This is a genomic window from Pseudomonas sp. YQ_5, assembly GCF_043103305.1.
In the GTDB taxonomy this organism is placed as follows: domain Bacteria; phylum Pseudomonadota; class Gammaproteobacteria; order Pseudomonadales; family Pseudomonadaceae; genus Aquipseudomonas; species Aquipseudomonas putida_Y.
Genome location: NZ_JBICJS010000055.1, coordinates 242,721 through 259,759 on the forward strand (window position 1 = coordinate 242,721; position 17,039 = coordinate 259,759).

Here is a 17,039-nt window from a genome sequence, read left to right on the forward strand (position 1 = left end):
ACAAAAGAGATGGTTACCATGACAACTCCGACACCGTTGCATCAAAGCCAGATAACCCGATCGTTACCGAAATGGAGCAAGGCGCTCCAACCCACGCATACACGCAAAGTGGTGCAGAGCCTGTACAAGGAGTATCTCGATGAAGATGGCAGCCCTTACGCGTGGTATGCCACTGCCGATGAGCCAACGCGCGAGCAGTTGCACAACGCGTTGCAAACCCGTAACAAACGGCTGGCGCAAGTCAAGCAGGCGCTGGGCGAGTTCAAGGACATCATTGCGTTCTGCGGCCCTCTGCTGACCGAGCGGTTGGGGGTGAATGTGCCCGTAGACAGGGCGCAGTATGTGTTCCAGCCCTTTGAGTCAGAGGCCAACATCTGGGTCGGCGTTCCCGATGTGGAAACACCTTTGGTCCCGGACGTGGATGCGGATGTGCTGGCTACTCGCCCGGCAGGCCAGCCGCAAACACGCAGCTTGCTGGAGGCTGCCCTGCACAACTTCGAGGGGCTGGACGAAGTCGGCCCCTACAGCAGGCTCACCAACGCCGCAGGCAGCGACATGCCGCTGGCAGGCCTGACGATGGCGGACTTCGTCAGGCATTGTCGGGCGCTGGACCTTGGCAAACGCTATCAAGACCATCTGCTTGCAACCCATGAAGGCGCCAATCGCGCTGAGATCCAGCGCCTGTCGATTGCAGCGAACCGTGAGACGTTGAGGGTCCAGGCATTGATCGCCAAGCTCAAAGGCCTGCTGAGCAAGGCCGGGCTCGATGCGCTTGCGCAACTGTGCGACGGCAGCCCTCACCCCACCTATGACAACGAGGCGTTGCATTGCTGGAACTTCAACCTCTTCGATGTCCCCGTCCACGAAGTACTGTTCATTGGGCCAGACAACCCTTACCGCCAGAATCCCTGCATCGTGTATATCCCTGGCGACAGCGAGCACCCGATAAGGGAGTTCGCTTCTCGTCAGGAAGCGGGCAAGCACCTGCGCAGTCGGCTATTGCAAAGCGAGTTTCGTCGAGCCTTGGTGCATTTCGCCTACAAGGACAGGCAAAAAGAACTCGCCGGAAAGCTGGAGATCGCGCTGTTCGAAGAGAATGAAGCGGGCATACGCAAACCCCGAATCATGCCAGTGATCCCTTTCACGCTCTCGCCAATCAGAATCGATCCTTGGGCGACCTTGTACAACGCACACCTTGCGCGCATGAAGGCCGACGCAAAAACCATTGCAGTCCCTACCGCCGAAGTCGACGCCAACGCCCGCCACGAGCGTCTGAAGTACTGGTTCGATCTGGGTATGAACGTGCTGAATGTCGCCGCGTTCTTCGTGCCGGGGCTGAACACGGTCATGCTAGGCGTTTTTGCTTACGACCTGATGAGCTCGGTTTTCACCGGGTTCGAGGCCTGGGAAGAAGGAGATACCCGTCAGGCACTGGCACAGCTGGAATCGTTGGCCATCAACGCGGGGGTGATTGCCGGCTTTGCAGCGGGCGCCAGGGTTGTCCAGGCCTCTGGCTTTGTAGATGCTTTGAAGAGTGTGTGGCATGAAGACAAGGAAGTGCTTTGGCACCCCGACATGAAACCCTATGCGAGCACGGTGGCTATTCCTGAGGGGGCTCAACCCGATTTGCTCGGCCATGTGCACGTCGACGGGAAGACCTACCTGAAGCTGGATGGGACCCTGTACGAGGTGTTTCAGGACGCTGATCAGCAGTGGCGCGTGCGCCACCCCAAGGATGCGCAGGCCTATGCACCACGCTTGCTGCATCATGGTGATGCCCGCTGGCAACTGGCCCATGAACAGCCTCTGGAATGGGACCGCGAACAGCTCGCGCGCCGCCTCGGCAGCCATGGCGCAGGCCTGGACGACAGCGAACTGGACCATGCCATGCGCAGTACCGGTACCGATCCAGACGTGCTGCGACGCGCCCAGGCAGCGGGCCTGCGTCCACCCGCCTTGTTGCTCGACACGCTGCAGCGGTTGCAACTGGACAATCAGACACAACAGATCATCAACTGCGTACGCCATGGGTTGCCGCTGGCTGCGTACAAGAACTTTGCCTTGCCCGAGTTGCTGCGCCTGCCGGGGTGGCCCGAGGGGAAGGTGCTGAAGGTTTACCAAGGGCCAGAGCCCTGGGGCGAATCGGTGCGCTACGGCCCTCCTGACACGCTGGGCCAGGTAGAAATCGAGGTTACCCGAACCGATCTGGACAATGGCCAGTTGAGCCAGACCGTGCTGGATCAGATGGATGAAGAAGCCATTGAGCAGTTGCTCGGTAACACACCAACCGAGCACCGAGCGTCCGCACTGAACAACAAGCTCGCGCAACACCTGGAACAGCATCGCAAGGCGCTGTTCGAGAGCCTGCACCAAAGACGCCATCCCACACGCCCGCCAATCGCACAAACCCTCGCCCGGCAGTTTCCGGGGCTGCCGGACAGCGCGCTTGAAGAATTGCTTGCCAACATCAGCAACGCTGAACGGGAACGCCTGACAGCCGGACGGGTGCCGCTGCGCATTGCCGAGGAAGCACGCCTTCTGCAAGCTCGAGCGCGGCTTGACCGCGCCCTCCTCGGCCTGTTCAGGCCCAGCCTGGCCAACGACGACAGCCTACGCATCAAACAGGCGCTGCAAGCCGCACACCCGCAGGCTGACCCGGCCCGGTTGCTGCAACTTGCCCTTGATGATCGCCAGCACTGCGCCTCACTGATCGGCCAGCAACCCATCAACCCCAGGTTCCGCTCCCCTCTGCGGTTGGCCAACGGCCAGCTGGGCTATCCCCTGAGCGGCCGTGGCTTGCAAGGACGAGCCTTGCCGGCTGCACGTCGACTCCGGGCGCTCTACCCCGAACTCAGCAGCGAGCAAATCAGTGGGCTGCAAGCCGAACTGGCTCGAGGAGGCGACCTGGGTAGCGCCATCAACCAGCTGGAAGTCGAGCAGCGTACCCTCAACCGGGATCTCAACCGCTGGGTAAGCACCGCCCGCACCCTTGAAGAGCGCTTTGATCGCCAGCAATGCACCGAGCGACTGATGAGTGCTTCGCGCCGTGAAGGCGGCGTGCAAGCCGAGACACTGGTACTGGACCGTATGCAACTCGAAGCGCTACCCGCTTTCACTGCACGCATGCCGCATATCCGCAATCTCAGGCTCGAGGGGCTGCAGATGCGGCATCTGGAGGGCAGCTTCCTGGCAAACTTCCCTAACCTGGAAACCCTGGAAATCGTCGGCAACCCGGACATCGATGCCGAAACATTGTTCGAGGCGCTCAGGTCAGCACCGCGGCTGCGCGAGCTGGGCCTGACTGACAATGGCTTGACCACCCTTTCACCCACCGCCCAACAGGCCATCGGGGCAATGCCCGGCCTGCGGCTACTGTGGCTCAGCCGCAACCGGCTGCAACTCGACACCAACAGTTTAGGCTTCCTGACGCGCTTGCCCCTGGACGCCCTCGGCCTGGGTCACAATCAAATCACCCTCGACGAAAGCCTTGCCGCCCAGTTTCAGGACATGATCCACCCCACTGTACTGCACCTGTCAGGCAACCCACTGCGACTGGCGCCCGACCTGCGCTTCATGGCGCGTCTTGTCCACCTGGAACTTGAGCGTTGCGAACTGCAGCAATGGCCCGACAGCCTGACAGTCCTGATGAGCCAGCCCCAGTACCAACTGCGCTATCTGAACCTTTCGTCCAACCGCATTCGTACCCTGCCAGACTTGCCTGGCGTGCTGCGTACCCCTTTTGCCCGCGATGTCGCCGCGCACTTGCCGGAGCGCCGCTGGCTGTTCAACTACAACACCCTGGAAGCCCAGACACGTGCACGCCTGGGCAGTAGCGGCGTCAACGTTTTCGAGCACGCAGAAGACGTGCCACTGTGGCAAGGCATCTTCCGTGGCGAGGCGAGCAGTGCCGAGGAGCAGCTGTGGAGCGACCTGTTCGACCAAGGTGAAAACGCAGCGCTGCTGGGGGTACTCGAACGCCTTGCCCAATCGGCCGAAGCGCAGCGTGATGGCGAGGCCCTGAGGGCACGCGTCTGGAAGCTGTTGGATGACGCGGCCCACGACACCGCCCTGCGTGAACGCCTCGCCACCGTGGCCGGCGACTTCCCGCCAACCTGTGGCGACGCAGGTGCCGACGCGTTCAGTGCCCTGGAGATAGAAGTGCTGGCCCACGAAGCAGCCGCCGCCGCCGGTAGTCGACCGGCTGATCTACTGAGCCTGTATGGCAAGTTGTATCGACGCAGTCAGGTCAATCAACTGGCCGACCGCATCAGCTGGAGAAGGTCCTTGCGCAAACAGGCACTGCTCGATGGGGTCTTCGATGAAAACCTCCCCGCATACGATGAGCTCGACGATCCCTCAGCCTTTCCAGACAGCGAACTTCAAACGGGGCTGGTGGACGATATCGAGGTACGCCTGGCCTTGCGCCAGTCCTTGGCCAGCGCGCTGGACTATCCTGAGCCGAGCCGAGGCATGCTGTACCGCCATACGGCCAGAATCAACGATACAGTCATCGAAAGGGTGCAAGCTGCGGTCCTTTCCCTGGACAGGGATGTCACCGCCCGGGAGCAATGGTTGAACCAGCAGCCGGGCTGGGTCGAGTACTTGAAACGAGAGCATGCGGCACAGTTCAGCCTGATCACCGACTTTTGGCGGCCGGGCCTTGATTATCTCTATTACTGCCTGGATGAAACCGCCGACCCGGTGACGTCCCTGGACAGCTCTGTGCTGCGAGCCTTGGCCACGGTCATGCCTGAAAGCCCTGTGGATGCTCAAGGCGTTCTGCGTCGCGTCGTGATCAACGAGCAGCAGTATCGCCAGGGTGTGGACGCGCTGACTGCCGAGCAGCAGCAGGTTGAAACGGGTCTGCTGACCAGTCTCACCCGCCAGACGCAAACAATCGGCCGCTAAACCCCACTCACTGCCCGCGCAGGTCTTCGAAGAAGGCCTGCTTGCCATCCACCTGGCTGGAAGCCCTTGGAGCCGCTGCGGCGTCACCGCTGGCGGCCTCCACATGCCAATAGCAGTGCCGCACTGCGCGGGTCACCGCCACGTAGGCCAAGCGCTGCACTTCGTCCTTCTGTGCCGAATCGAACGGTTGGGTATCACCTGCCTTGCCCAGCCCGGCCTGGCGGTATACCTGGTTCTTGTAGGGTGAGCTGGTCAGGTACTGGCAGTCACCCAGCATGAACACCGCATCGGCCTGCAAACCCTTGGCACTGTGATAGGTCAGCTGACGCAGCCGGCGCTGGTCGGCCGGCAGCGCCGCGTCGGCGTGTAACACGCTTTGCAGATGCTCGTTCATCAAGGCCCTGTCACTGCCCTTGCGGTACAGCATCATGACCGTCTCTCCCCGCTGGTAGTGCTCGACAAGCGTTTCGCCCAAAGCAGCCTCGTCACGGTCGAACACCTTGACCGGCGAGCCGGGCAACTCGGCCGCCGGGCCACTGGCGCGCGCTTTCTTGCCGGCAATCGCCGGGGTGCCCTTGACCAAGTGTTCGGCCGCGTCGATCACCTGCTGCTGGCATCGGTAGTTGTCGACCAGCATCACCCGCGTGTTGGCCGGCGACGGGAATGCCTTGGTGAACTCCATGAAATACTTGGGCGAGCTGCCACGCCAGCCGTAGATCGATTGCCAGTCGTCACCCACGCACAGCAACGACGAATGCTGGGCATGGCGCCCGGTGTGCATGGCCGGGCCGCGGCGCCGTATTTCAGCGAGGCTGGCACGCAACCAGCTGACGATCTGCGGCGACACGTCCTGGAACTCGTCGATCATCAGGTGCGCCAGCGGCCGCAGCAACGGATCGGGCAGCAGGTGCAGGTTTTCCGGGTTGTTCTCGCCAAACAGGGCGAACATGCGGTTGTAGCTCATCACCGGTGGCGACTGGTCCAGCAGGTGCGCTTCCAGGGCTTTCCAGTAAAGTGCCAGGGCCTCGAAGAACAGTGCATCGCTATCGCCAGACGGGAAGCTCATCGCCGCCACCGCTTTGTTCACCTCCAACCCAAGGTTTTCGATGAAATTGGCCGCACTGACGAACGCATCCAGCAGCGGCGCCGGGGCCAGTTCACCCTTGACCTTGTACTCAAAGCCAGGGCCGGCCACAGCATCGCCCGCCAACGATGCCGCCAGGCGCCTGGCCATGGCGTAGTTGTCGAGCCAGATCAGCGGCCTGTCGCAGAACGCCTGCAGCAGCGTGCGCTTGACCGCCCACTCGGCACGCACGGTCAGCTTGGCGCCGGGGCGCTGGTACTGCGCACTTTGTGCGGGATCGAAACCCAGCACCACCAAAGGCCCCTGGCCTTCCAGGCGGCCATGCACATAGAAGCGGCTGCCACGGATCTCGACCGTTTCGCGGCAGGGCTCGATGCCCTTGATCGGCCAGACGCCAGCGGCGAACCACAGGTCCTCGATCACGTCGCACAGTTCTTCGTCGCGCTGGGCCGCCAATTGGGTCACCTGTGCGCGCTTCTGCACATCGGGGTTGTTCGGGTCCAGCGGCTTCAGTTGCAAGGCTTCGCTGCGCAACTGGCCGACCAGTTCGGCAAAACGCGGGCTCTCGCCCAGCAAGCTGCTGTAGCACTGGTTCAGTTGCTGGCGCTGGGCATCGTTCAGGCGCAGGTCGAACGGGTTGCTGTCGGCCTCGGCCTCACGCCCCGCAGGCATCTCGTGGCCCAGTGTTTCAAATGCACGCACCTGCCCGAAGCCCGGCAGGCTGCGCACCAGCGGCAGGATGCGCGAATGGAACGTGCGCACCAGCTCGCGGGCCTGCACAGGCTGCAGGTTGATCTGCCACAGGGCGAACACCTGCAACAGCCGCTTGATGAAGTCTTTGCGCGATTCGCGGGTGAAGGTGACCACGGTCATCGCATCCAGCTCGTAACCCAGGTAATGACGCAGCAGCAGGATGCGCAGCACCAGCGACGTGGACTTGCCTGCCCCGGCGCCGGCCACCACGCAGGTAGACGGGGTGTCACTGAAGATCAGCTTCCATTGCGCGGGGCTGGGCTGGGCTTCGGCAGGCAGGCGCTGGGCGACATCGGCCTTGAAGCGCTTTTTCAACTCGGCCGTCAACGGCAGGCGCCAGTCGTCGAACAAGTTGTCATCCTGGCCTGGCACGGCAGCGCTGTCGGGGCGCGTATCGCGGATCACCAGCACCTGGCGCCCAGCCTCATAGCCCTCCACCCGACCACGCTCGAACCCTTCACGCACGCCATCGGCATGACCAGTGCGCTGTCCTGTGGCGTGGCCGAGGAACCACGAGTCGCGGTGCTGGGCTTGCAGGCGGGTCAGGCCACGGCCCAGCAGACGGGCGGCCAGCCGGCGAAACCAGGGCAACTGGGCAGGAGGGGTAAGGTCGGCGGGGGCCAGGGGTTGCTCGTGGGCCACGGTCACTCCGTTGAAAATCAAAACAGCAGGCATGTTCGCCGCATCGACGAAAAATCGCCAGCGAATGCTTGCAGATCAGTGGATTAGGCGATGAAGCGAATAAAGCGCAGCAGGAAAAACATCTACCAAATAGATTGTTTTAAGCCGATATTTACGCTTATTTTCGATGTTTCTTTAGCGCATCATGGCGCCATTCCATTGATTCAAGGAGCACGACCATGCTGCAACTGCGACCCTTCGAAAGCCTCGGCCACGCTAACCATGGCTGGCTCGACGCCCACCACCATTTCTCGTTTGCCGAGTACTACGACCCGGCACGCATGCACTGGGGTAACCTGCGGGTTTGGAACGACGACCTGATCGCGGCCGGCAGCGGCTTCCCGCCGCACCCGCACCGCGACATGGAAATCATCACTTATGTGCGTGAAGGCGCGATCAGCCACCAGGACAGCCTGGGCAACAAGGGCCGCACCGAAGCCGGTGATGTTCAGGTAATGAGCGCCGGTACCGGCATCGTGCACAGCGAGTACAACCTGGAGGACATCGACACACGTATTTTCCAGATCTGGATTGTGCCGGAGCGCACCGGTGAAGCACCGCAGTGGGGTAGCCGGCCGTTTCCCAAAGGCGAGCGCGGCGAAGGCTTCGTGACCCTGGCCAGCGGCCGCACGGGTGACGAGGACAGCCTGCAGATCCGTACCGATGCCCGCCTGGTGGCTGCCACCCTGCAGGCAGGTGAAACCGCCGAGTACCGCTTCGATGCCGCACGCCGGGGTTACCTGGTGCCGGCCAAGGGGCTGGTGGAAGTCAACGGGCTTCGGGCCAAGGCGCGCGATGGCGTGGCGATCGAGCAGGAAGCGGTGCTGCGGGTGACCGCCATCGAGGACAGCGAGATCGTGCTCGTGGACGTGGCCTGAACATCCGGCCAGGGATAATCCATATCGCAGTGCAAGGCTGCCCCCATAGACCAACCCGGTTTAGCAGGGTTTTGTGGGGGCTGGCTTGCGGCCCTGGACCGCCCCGGCTATCGCAAGGTAGCCATCAAACATTGGCGCCATCCGCCAGCCTGCACTAGCGTTGTGCTACCAGCCAGCCCAACGTTCCTGCGGAGCACTCGATCATCATGCCGGACCTGCGCCCGAATCCAACGCTGTGCCTGGAGTACCGTGCCGAACAACCCATTCACCACGCCTTCATCAAGCAGGCCGACCGCTGCCCGGCGGCCATTGCCATCATTGGCCAGCACACAACCTGCAGCTACTCCCAACTGGAGCAGATCAGCGCGGGCATTGCCGCGTTTCTGGTTAAAAACGCCGCCAGCGGCACCGATCGTGTAGTCATCGTCACCCACCGCAGCGCCGCCCTGGTATACGCCATGCTCGGCTGCCTGCGTGCCGGCCTGGCCTTCACCGTGGCTGACGCCGCTTACCCTGCCGCGCGTATCGAGCAAATCGTCAGCACCCTGAAGCCTGCGGTGGTCCTGCGCTGTGCCGAGGCAACCGTCGACGTCGGCCAACCCATGGTCGTCACGGTGCCTGAAGCCCCCGCTGAAGCGCTGCTGGCCTTCCCTCGCCAACCTGTCGCGCTGCCTGCGGTCAGCCCTGAGCAGGCGGCCTACATCACCTTCACCTCGGGCAGCACCGGTGAACCCAAGGGCATCGTTACCCACCACGCACCGCTGGTGCACTTCATCGACTGGCATGTGCGCCAGCACGGCTTTACCCAGGCCGACACCTTCTCGCTGCTTTCTGGCCTGGGCCACGACCCGGTATACCGCGACGTGTTCACGCCACTGTCGCTTGGCGCGACCATTGCCTGCCCGGCCCAGTCGATCCTGACCGACCCCTCACGGCTGGCCAGCTGGCTTCACCAGCACGGTGTGAGCGTGATCCACCTCACCCCGCCGCTGGGCAAGCTGATCGAAACTGGCGCACACCTGAACGGCCAGGTTCTTGACCAACTGCGCTACCTGTTCTGGGGTGGCGATGCACTCAGCCCGACGCAGTACCAGCAGGTCCGCGCCATCGCACCGAATGCCGTCAATGTGAACTTCTACGGCACCACCGAAACCCCACAGGCCATGGCTTTCCACACCCTCGACCCGGAAATGGACAATGCCCGGGTGCCCCTGGGCAAAGGCATTGCCGATGCACAATTGCTGGTGATAAATCCGGCCAACCAGCTGGTCAGCGAGGGCGAGACAGGCGAAATCCTGATCCGCAGCCCCTATCTGTCACGGGGTTACTGGGGCGACCCAGGGCTGACCGAAGCCAAATTCATCGCCAACCCGTTCACCGCTGACGCGGCCGACCGCTGTTACCGCACTGGCGACCTGGGTACCTACCTGGCCGATGGCAGCGCCAGTTTTCTGGGGCGCGCTGACAGCCAGGTGAAGATCCGTGGGCATCGCATCGAGCTGGCGGAAATCGAGAACGCCATCTGCCGTCACCCGCACATAGGGCAATGCGTGGTCCTGGCCAACCACGACAGTGCATCGACCCGGCTGGTTGCCTATTGCGTCGCACAGCAGCCCACCCGAGCTGACGAACTGCGCCAGACGCTCGCCGGCCAGCTGCCTGACTACATGGTACCGGCGCTGTTCGTGTTCCTTGATGCCCTGCCGCTCACCCCCAACGGCAAGGTCGACAAACGCGCGCTGCCTGCTGCATTTGACGACAGTATCAACCTACCCTTGTCACCCCTGGCCGAAAAGCTGAGTACAGCCTGGGCACGCATCCTCCAGGTGCCGCGCCTGGACGCCAGGTTGAGCTTTGTCGAGCTGGGCGGCGACTCGCTGTCGTTTGTGCAGGCCTCGCGCGTGCTCGAGGCGCTCATCGGCCACCTGCCTGAACGTTGGGAAACCCTGCCGGTGTGCCAGCTGGCCGAGCTGAGTACGCCGCCCAAGGGCACGTGGCGGGTAATGGAAATGCCGGTGTTCATACGCATGCTCGCCATCATCCTGATTGTGGTCGGCCACCTGGGCGAGTTCGACCACTGGATGATCGTCGGCGAAACCTCGGTGCTGTTCCTGGTCTCTGGCATCGCCCTGGCGCGCTTTCAGCTCAAGGCCATCGAAACGCGCGGTGATGCACGCACGCTGCTCAGGTCACTGGCAGCCATCGTGGTGCCAACACTGCTGTACACCGCATTGATCCAGCTGGTATTCGACCGCCTGCACTGGCAATCGCTGCTGCTGGTTTCCAACTGGTTCCCCGCCAGCGAGGTCAGCCTGTTCAACTATTGGTACATCGAAGTGTTGGTGCAGATGATCGTGATCATTGGCCTGGTGCTGTCGATCAGGCGCGTGCGCCAGGTGCTGCTTGCCGACCCGTTTCGCTGGCTGATCATCGCTGCCTGTGCACTGGTGGCGCTGGATGTGTTCCTCAACCAGTTCGTATTCGATGCCAGTGCCCTGCTCAACCGGGTTCCTCAGCACTTCCTGGCGGTGATGGTGCTGGGCATGGCCGTGCACCATGCCGATACGGCCTCACGCAAATGGGTGGCCAGTGTGGTGGCCGTGCTGGTGGTGGGTGAGCTGGACCTGATGGCGGTTGCCCATATTGGCTGGCAAGCCTTGACACACTATGTCGACATCGCCCTGCCAGCGATACTGGCGCTTGTCTGGTTCCGCTCGGTGCCAGTGCCCGCCCTGGTTGCACGGGCAGGTACGGTGATCGCTTCGTCAACCTTGTATATTTACTTGACGCATTTCCAATTCGAATCGGTAGCGGAGCATGTTTTCAGGCACCCGCTGTTCGAGGTGGCCCTGGCACTCGCTGGTGGTGTACTGGTGAGCTATTGCTGGAACACCCTGTTGCGTCTGCTGTTTACCCGCAGGCGCAAGCAGCACCAGGCGCCGGGAGCCGATCCAGCTGAACGCGTCACCTCTGCCTGAGCGAAGATGAGCCGCCACCCCATGCGCTACTCTTGTCAGGCCAGTTCGGCCAGCACCTCGGCCGAGGTGGTGACCTGCCGGAAGTGGTGCTTCCACAGGTCGGTACCCAACTTGCCCGAGCGGTCCAGCGATGACCCTATTGTCATGTCTGTCACCAGCGTGGGCATCAGCCCTGCGTCGAACAGGGCAAAGCCTGCAGCCAGCACGCAGGTTTCGGTCTGCAACCCGCACACCAGCACCCGGTCTACACCCAGTTGCCGGATGTAGTCGATAGCTTCGGCACTTTGCCCATAGCCATGCTTGACGAACACCTGGTCGGCCTCGACCAGGCTCTCGTCCTCGGCCGCCGGGTGCCAGCCAAGCTGGCGCTCGAACGGCGTGATCTGTTCATCGTGCAACTCGACCGAGGCTATGGTGGGAATGTTCGCTGACAACCGGCGCAAACCATCGACCAGCCACTCGGGCGGGCTGAAGGTGGACTGAACATCGACGATGAGCAAAACCTGGCGCATAGCGTACTCCGGCCATCATGCAAAATGGCGCGGAGTATAACGCGTGGCACCGGGCCTTGATCGCCCATCGTTGCTCCCCCCACCGACAAGGCCGGCGCAAGTTGGGCAAATACCTTGGCGAGCAGCACAAGGCAGCTTCTGCAAGCACTGGACTGTGACGACAATCGGCGCCCTGGCCCTGCAGGCTGCCGTAGCTGCGACGTATTCCTTCAGGCTATGATCGGTCACCCTGCCGCGGACCCCCTGAACCATGCCCGTAGACCTGCAAGCGTTGTACCCCAGGCTGATCCACCTGATGCTGGACACGGTATTCGTGGTCGACAGGGACAACCAGATCGTGTTCGTCAGTGATGCCTGCAAGACGCTGCTGGGCTATGAAGCCTGCGAACTGATCGGCACACCGATCACCCGCTACATGCACCCTGACGACCTCCCGGCTACGCGCGCCTCGATCATGCGGGTGATGAACGGCCAGCCGCACTACGACTTTAGCAACCGTTACCTTCGCAAGGATGGCAGCGTGGTGCACATACTGTGGGCGGCCTGCTGGTCCGACGAGGCCCAGGCACGTATCGGCGTGGCACGGGACGTTACCGCTCTGCGCGAGGCCGAAGACGAACTGCGCTTCCTCGCCCATCATGACCCACTGACCCGGCTGGCCAACCGCGCCATGTTCAATGAGCGGCTGGACACCGCCCTGGCCGCGGCCCGGCGTCACAACCGCAGGCTGGCCTTGCTGTTCCTCGATATCAATGACTTCAAGCAGATCAACGACAACCACGGCCACAGCGTGGGTGACCGGGTACTGTGCACACTGGCCCGGCGCCTGGAAAGCTGCGTAGGGGCGGCTGGCACGGTAGCGCGGATGGGCGGTGACGAATTCACCGTGCTGTTACCCGATTGCCCGTCGCCGGAGGCCATTGCCACGCACGTACAGCACATTCTCGCGGTCATGGCCAAACCGCTCGACGCCGAATTTTCCGGCATCGAGGCACCTTCCTGCAGTATTGGCGTGGCCTGCTTTCCCGAAGACGGCAACGATGCCGACATGCTACTGCGCCATGCTGACGGGCACATGTACCGAATCAAGCGCCAACGCGCTGCGACGGGCTGAAGGCAAGGGCACACCGCATGGCTGAACACCTGCAAGCAACTGCCGGGCAAACACCCGCCTCTGTCGGCCTGGGCCAGGCATTGCTGTTCTGGCTGAAGCTGGGTTTCGTCAGTTTCGGTGGCCCGGCCGGGCAGATTGCGATCATGCACCAGGAGCTGGTGGAGCGGCGCCGCTGGATCAGTGAGCGGCGTTTTCTGCATGCCCTCAACTACTGCATGTTGCTGCCCGGGCCGGAGGCCCAGCAACTGGCCACCTACATCGGCTGGCTGATGCACCGCACCTGGGGCGGGGTGATTGCTGGCGCTCTGTTCGTGCTCCCGTCGCTGTTCATTCTGATCGGCCTGTCGTGGGTGTACCTGACCTGGAGCGAAGTACCGGTGGTAGCCGGGATTTTCGAAGGGATCAAGCCGGCCGTGACCGCCATCGTCGTGCATGCCGCCCACCGCATTGGCACGCGGGCGCTAAAGAACGGCTGGTTATGGGCCATTGCCGCGGCCTCGTTCGTGGCCATTTTCGCGCTCGACGTCCCCTTTCCGCTGATCGTGCTGGCGGCCGCACTGCTGGGGTATGTCGGTGGCCGGGTGCTGCCGGCACAGTTCGCGCCAGGTGGTGGCCACAGCGCAGCCAGGGCCCGCCAGCGCCAGGCGCTGATCGACGACGAGACCCCGATACCCTCGCACGCCCGCTTCAGCTGGGGCCGTCTGGTGACCTTGCTGCTGGCAGTGGCGGCGCTTTGGCTTCTGCCCATGGGCCTGCTGACGGCGGCCTTTGGCTGGCAAGGCACACTGACGCAAATGGGCTGGTTCTTCACCAAGGCGGCGCTGCTGACCTTCGGAGGTGCCTATGCAGTGCTGCCCTATGTCTATCAAGGGGCTGTCAGCCACTATGGCTGGCTGTCGCCCACGCAGATGATCGATGGCCTGGCGCTGGGCGAGACCACGCCCGGGCCGCTGATCATGGTGGTGGCCTTCGTCGGTTTCGTCGGCGGCTACCTGCAGCCGATGTTCGGCGCCAATCAGGCGTTCCTCGCGGGCGCTGTGGCGGCGGGCCTGGTGACCTGGTTCACCTTCCTGCCCTCGTTCCTGTTCATCCTCGCCGGAGGGCCGCTGGTGGAGTCGACCCACAACGAACTGAAATTCACCGCCCCGTTGACCGCGATAACTGCGGCTGTAGTTGGGGTAATCCTCAACCTTGCGCTGTTCTTCGGCTACCACGTGCTGTGGCCGGCCGGGTTCGATGGCGCGTTCCACTGGTCCTCGGCTGCGATAGCGCTCGCGGCGGCTGTGGCACTGTTCCGTTACAAGCGCGGGGTGATACACGTGTTGATCGGCTGCGCCGTTGCCGGGCTCGCCCTTCACCTTTTCCGCTGATGGAGCCGATCATGCGCAACCCTGAAGACGCCTTGCTCGACAGTTGGCACCATAACGCCCAAGCCTGGATCGACGCCGTACGCAACGGCGCCATCGAGAGCCGTCACCAGGTCACTGACCAGGCCATCCTGCTGGCCATCCTTGGCCGCCAGCCCGAACGGGTGCTCGACCTGGGTTGCGGTGAGGGCTGGCTGCTGCGCGCGCTGGCCGACCGGGGTATCGAGGCCGTGGGCGTCGACGGCGACAGAACGCTGGTAGATGCAGCGCGAGCTGCGGGCGCGGGTGAGGTGCACCTGGCCAGCTATGCGCAGTTGGCTGAGGCGAAGGTGCATGTTGGCAAGAACTATGACCTGATCTGCGCCAACTTCGCACTGTTGCACCAGGACATCATTGAACTGTTGTCGGCAATGCGTGCTTTGCTGGTGCCAGGCGGTGCGCTGGCGATCCAGACCCTGCACCCGTGGAGCGTGGCCGACGGGGATTATCAGGATGGCTGGCGAGAGGAGTCTTTTGCCGGGTTCGTCGGGGATTGGCAACCGATGCCTTGGTATTTCCGCACCTTGGCCAGCTGGCTGATTGCGCTGGACATGGCGGGGTTGCGACTGGTCAGTCTGCAGGAACCGCAGCATCCGCAGAGCGCGGTGCCGCAGTCATTGTTGATGGTGGCTGAGCGTCACTGAATCGGGCCGTAATAATCCTGTGGAAGCAGGGTTCACCCCACTCCCACAAGACAGGCCAGTGCAGGCGACTACAGCACCGGCTTGCGCGCCGCTCCGCTACGGGCCTTGGCCATGGCTGCCAGGCGCACCGCAACGTTGGCAGCGCCGTAACCGGCGTACCCCGCCTTGCGCTGGATGATCTCGAAGAAGAAACGCTCCTCGAACGGCTCGGTATAGACGTGGAACAGCTCGCCACCTTGAGCGTCGCGGTCGTACAGCACGTTGTAGTACGCCAGTTCGCTGAGGAACTCGTCGTCGAAATCGAAACGCGCCGCCAGGTCGTCGTAGTAGTTCAGCGGGATTTCCAGCAATGGCACCCCTGCCAGCTTGGCCCGCGCCACTTCGCGGAAGATGTCGTCACAATCGAAGGCGATGTGATGCACGCCCGAACCACGGTAGCTTGAAAGCGCATGGGCGATGGCGGTGTTGCGGTTTTCCGAGATATTCAGCGGCAGGCGCAAGGTGCCGCACTGGCTGCGCAGCGCGCGGCTCTTGACCAAGCCGTACGGGTCGGGGAGCACCACTTCGTCGTCGGCGGCGAAGTCGAACAAACTCTTGTAGAACAGCACCCAGCTGTCCAGCGACTCGGCCGGCAGGGCCAGGGCCATGTGGTCGATGCGGCGCAGGCCGCCGGTCGCGGCTGCGTTCTTGTCCAGGCTGAAGTCGGTGTCGTACAGGGAGTGGCCGGCAGTGCCCTGCTCTACCAGGTACAGCAGGCTGCCATCGGGCGCACGCACGGCCGGCACTTCACATTCGTTGGGGCCGACCAGGCCGCGGAACGGCTGGCCACGGAAGGCAGTGGCACGCTTCAGGGCCGCTTGCTGGTCCTTGACCCGCAGCGCAGTGGCGCACAGCGACGGGCCATGGGCCTCGAAGAAGTTGTGGCCGAAGGAGTACGGTTCAGCGTTCAGCACAATGTTGATATCACCCTGGCGCAGCAGTTGCACTTCTTTGCTGCGGTGCTTGCCGGCTTCGGCAAAGCCCAGGCGCTTCAACCAGTTGCCCAGCCGCGCGCCGACGGCTTCGTCGACCGCGAACTCCAGGAACTCCACGCCGTCGTAAGCGCTGGCCGGCGGAGGGGTGAACAGTACGCCAGGTTCGATCGGCGTGTTTTCCTGCTCCAGGCGCAAGCGAGTCTGCTCTTCGAGGTACAGCAGCGAACGCAAGCCGTCGGCGGCATTCTGCCGGGTTGGTGCGGCGCGGAAGCCGTCATTGAAAATTTCCAGCGACAGCGGGCCACGGTAGCCCGTGGCGAGGATCGGCGCCAGGAAACCCGCCATGTCCATTTCGCCCTGCCCCGGGAAGCAGCGAAAGTGGCGGCTCCACTCCAGCACATCCATGGCCAGGATCGGCGCATCGGCCATTTGCACGAAGAAGATCTTGTCGCCGGGGATGTCGCGGATCGCGCTGGGGTCACCTTTGAGCGACAAGGTGTGGAAGCTGTCGAGGATCACCCCGAGTGCCGGGTGGTCGGCCTGGCGCACCAGGTTCCACACTTGCTGGTATGTGTTGACGTGGCGGCCCCAGGCCAGCGCTTCGTAACCAATGCGCAGGCCGCGCTTGCCGGCATGTTCGCCCAGCAGGCGCAGGTCGTCGACCAACAGCTGCTCGTCACCCAGGGCATCGGCCTGGACGTTGCTGCACACCAACACCAGGTCAGTACCCAGCTCCTGCATCAGGTCGAACTTGCGTTCGGCGCGGTCGAGGTTTTTCTGCAGGCGGTCGCGGCGGCAGCCTTCAAAGTCGCGGAACGGCTGGAACAAGGTGATGGCAATGCCCAGGTCGGCGCACATCTGGCGCACCTGGCGCGGGCTGCCAGCGTAATAGAGCAGATCGTTTTCGAAGATCTCGACGCCGTCAAAACCGGCGGCGGCGATGGCTTCGAGCTTTTCCGGCAGAGTGCCGCTCAAGGACACGGTAGCGATCGAACGCTGCATGGCGGGAGTTCCTTGTTGTTGGAGGAATACGGTGCCATTCGGGCAAATAACCCCTGTCACAGTCTATGGCACGATCGATTATTCGCAGGTAAAGTCGACGCTTCA

The 17,039-nt window shown here is 62.9% G+C and carries 9 protein-coding genes; 6 read left to right on the forward strand and 3 right to left on the reverse strand.

The annotated features are described in order from the left end of the window. The first annotated feature begins 18 nt into the window (after nucleotides 1–18). A complete protein-coding gene (locus tag ACF8EA_RS13660) occupies nucleotides 19–4,908 on the forward strand; it encodes an NEL-type E3 ubiquitin ligase domain-containing protein (RefSeq protein ID WP_392522322.1) in 4,890 nt (1,629 codons plus the stop codon). A 7-nt stretch (nucleotides 4,909–4,915) separates the two neighbouring features. Here ACF8EA_RS13660 and ACF8EA_RS13665 read toward each other — a convergent pair whose 3' ends face one another. Then, nucleotides 4,916–7,420, reverse strand: coding sequence for a UvrD-helicase domain-containing protein (locus tag ACF8EA_RS13665; protein ID WP_392522324.1), 2,505 nt, complete (start codon nucleotides 7,418–7,420; stop codon nucleotides 4,916–4,918). A 185-nt stretch (nucleotides 7,421–7,605) separates the two neighbouring features. Between ACF8EA_RS13665 and ACF8EA_RS13670 the strand changes: the two genes are divergently transcribed. Further along, complete coding sequence (locus ACF8EA_RS13670; protein ID WP_021783138.1) at nucleotides 7,606–8,304, forward strand: pirin family protein; 699 nt, start codon at nucleotides 7,606–7,608, stop codon at nucleotides 8,302–8,304. A 206-nt stretch (nucleotides 8,305–8,510) separates the two neighbouring features. Further along, nucleotides 8,511–11,282 (forward strand): amino acid adenylation domain-containing protein, encoded by a 2,772-nt coding sequence (locus ACF8EA_RS13675; protein WP_392522326.1) that lies wholly within the window; start codon nucleotides 8,511–8,513, stop codon nucleotides 11,280–11,282. A gap of 35 nt (nucleotides 11,283–11,317) precedes the next feature. Here ACF8EA_RS13675 and ACF8EA_RS13680 read toward each other — a convergent pair whose 3' ends face one another. After that, nucleotides 11,318–11,794: an isochorismatase family protein gene (locus ACF8EA_RS13680; RefSeq protein ID WP_392522328.1), complete on the reverse strand. Its 477-nt coding sequence runs from the start codon at nucleotides 11,792–11,794 to the stop codon at nucleotides 11,318–11,320. A gap of 250 nt (nucleotides 11,795–12,044) precedes the next feature. Between ACF8EA_RS13680 and ACF8EA_RS13685 the strand changes: the two genes are divergently transcribed. Genes ACF8EA_RS13685 through ACF8EA_RS13695 form a run of 3 tightly spaced genes read left to right on the forward strand, consistent with a single transcriptional unit; the run spans nucleotide 12,045 to nucleotide 14,958 of the window. Further along, entirely contained in the window at nucleotides 12,045–12,908 is an 864-nt protein-coding gene (locus tag ACF8EA_RS13685) for a sensor domain-containing diguanylate cyclase (RefSeq protein ID WP_103444588.1), read from the forward strand. Between the two features lie 17 nt (nucleotides 12,909–12,925). After that, complete coding sequence (gene chrA, locus ACF8EA_RS13690; RefSeq protein ID WP_392522330.1) at nucleotides 12,926–14,278, forward strand: chromate efflux transporter; 1,353 nt, start codon at nucleotides 12,926–12,928, stop codon at nucleotides 14,276–14,278. Nucleotides 14,279–14,289: 11 nt separating this feature from the next. Continuing rightward, nucleotides 14,290–14,958: a class I SAM-dependent methyltransferase gene (locus ACF8EA_RS13695; protein WP_392522331.1), complete on the forward strand. Its 669-nt coding sequence runs from the start codon at nucleotides 14,290–14,292 to the stop codon at nucleotides 14,956–14,958. 68 nt (nucleotides 14,959–15,026) lie between these two features. On the opposite strand, the gene quiC is transcribed toward ACF8EA_RS13695, so the two are convergent. Then, nucleotides 15,027–16,934 (reverse strand): 3-dehydroshikimate dehydratase QuiC, encoded by a 1,908-nt coding sequence (gene quiC, locus ACF8EA_RS13700; protein WP_021783144.1) that lies wholly within the window; start codon nucleotides 16,932–16,934, stop codon nucleotides 15,027–15,029. Nucleotides 16,935–17,039: the final 105 nt, after the last annotated feature.

Excerpts from the sequence above, each read along its gene's own strand:
- ACF8EA_RS13660 (WP_392522322.1), top strand. The coding sequence starts at position 19 with ATGACAACTCCGACACCGTTGCATCAAAGCCAGATAACCCGATCGTTA.
- ACF8EA_RS13665 (WP_392522324.1), bottom strand. The coding sequence starts at position 7,420 with ATGCCTGCTGTTTTGATTTTCAACGGAGTGACCGTGGCCCACGAGCAA.
- ACF8EA_RS13670 (WP_021783138.1), top strand. The coding sequence starts at position 7,606 with ATGCTGCAACTGCGACCCTTCGAAAGCCTCGGCCACGCTAACCATGGC.
- ACF8EA_RS13675 (WP_392522326.1), top strand. The coding sequence starts at position 8,511 with ATGCCGGACCTGCGCCCGAATCCAACGCTGTGCCTGGAGTACCGTGCC.
- ACF8EA_RS13680 (WP_392522328.1), bottom strand. The coding sequence starts at position 11,794 with ATGCGCCAGGTTTTGCTCATCGTCGATGTTCAGTCCACCTTCAGCCCG.
- ACF8EA_RS13685 (WP_103444588.1), top strand. The coding sequence starts at position 12,045 with ATGCCCGTAGACCTGCAAGCGTTGTACCCCAGGCTGATCCACCTGATG.
- chrA (WP_392522330.1), top strand. The coding sequence starts at position 12,926 with ATGGCTGAACACCTGCAAGCAACTGCCGGGCAAACACCCGCCTCTGTC.
- ACF8EA_RS13695 (WP_392522331.1), top strand. The coding sequence starts at position 14,290 with ATGCGCAACCCTGAAGACGCCTTGCTCGACAGTTGGCACCATAACGCC.
- quiC (WP_021783144.1), bottom strand. The coding sequence starts at position 16,934 with ATGCAGCGTTCGATCGCTACCGTGTCCTTGAGCGGCACTCTGCCGGAA.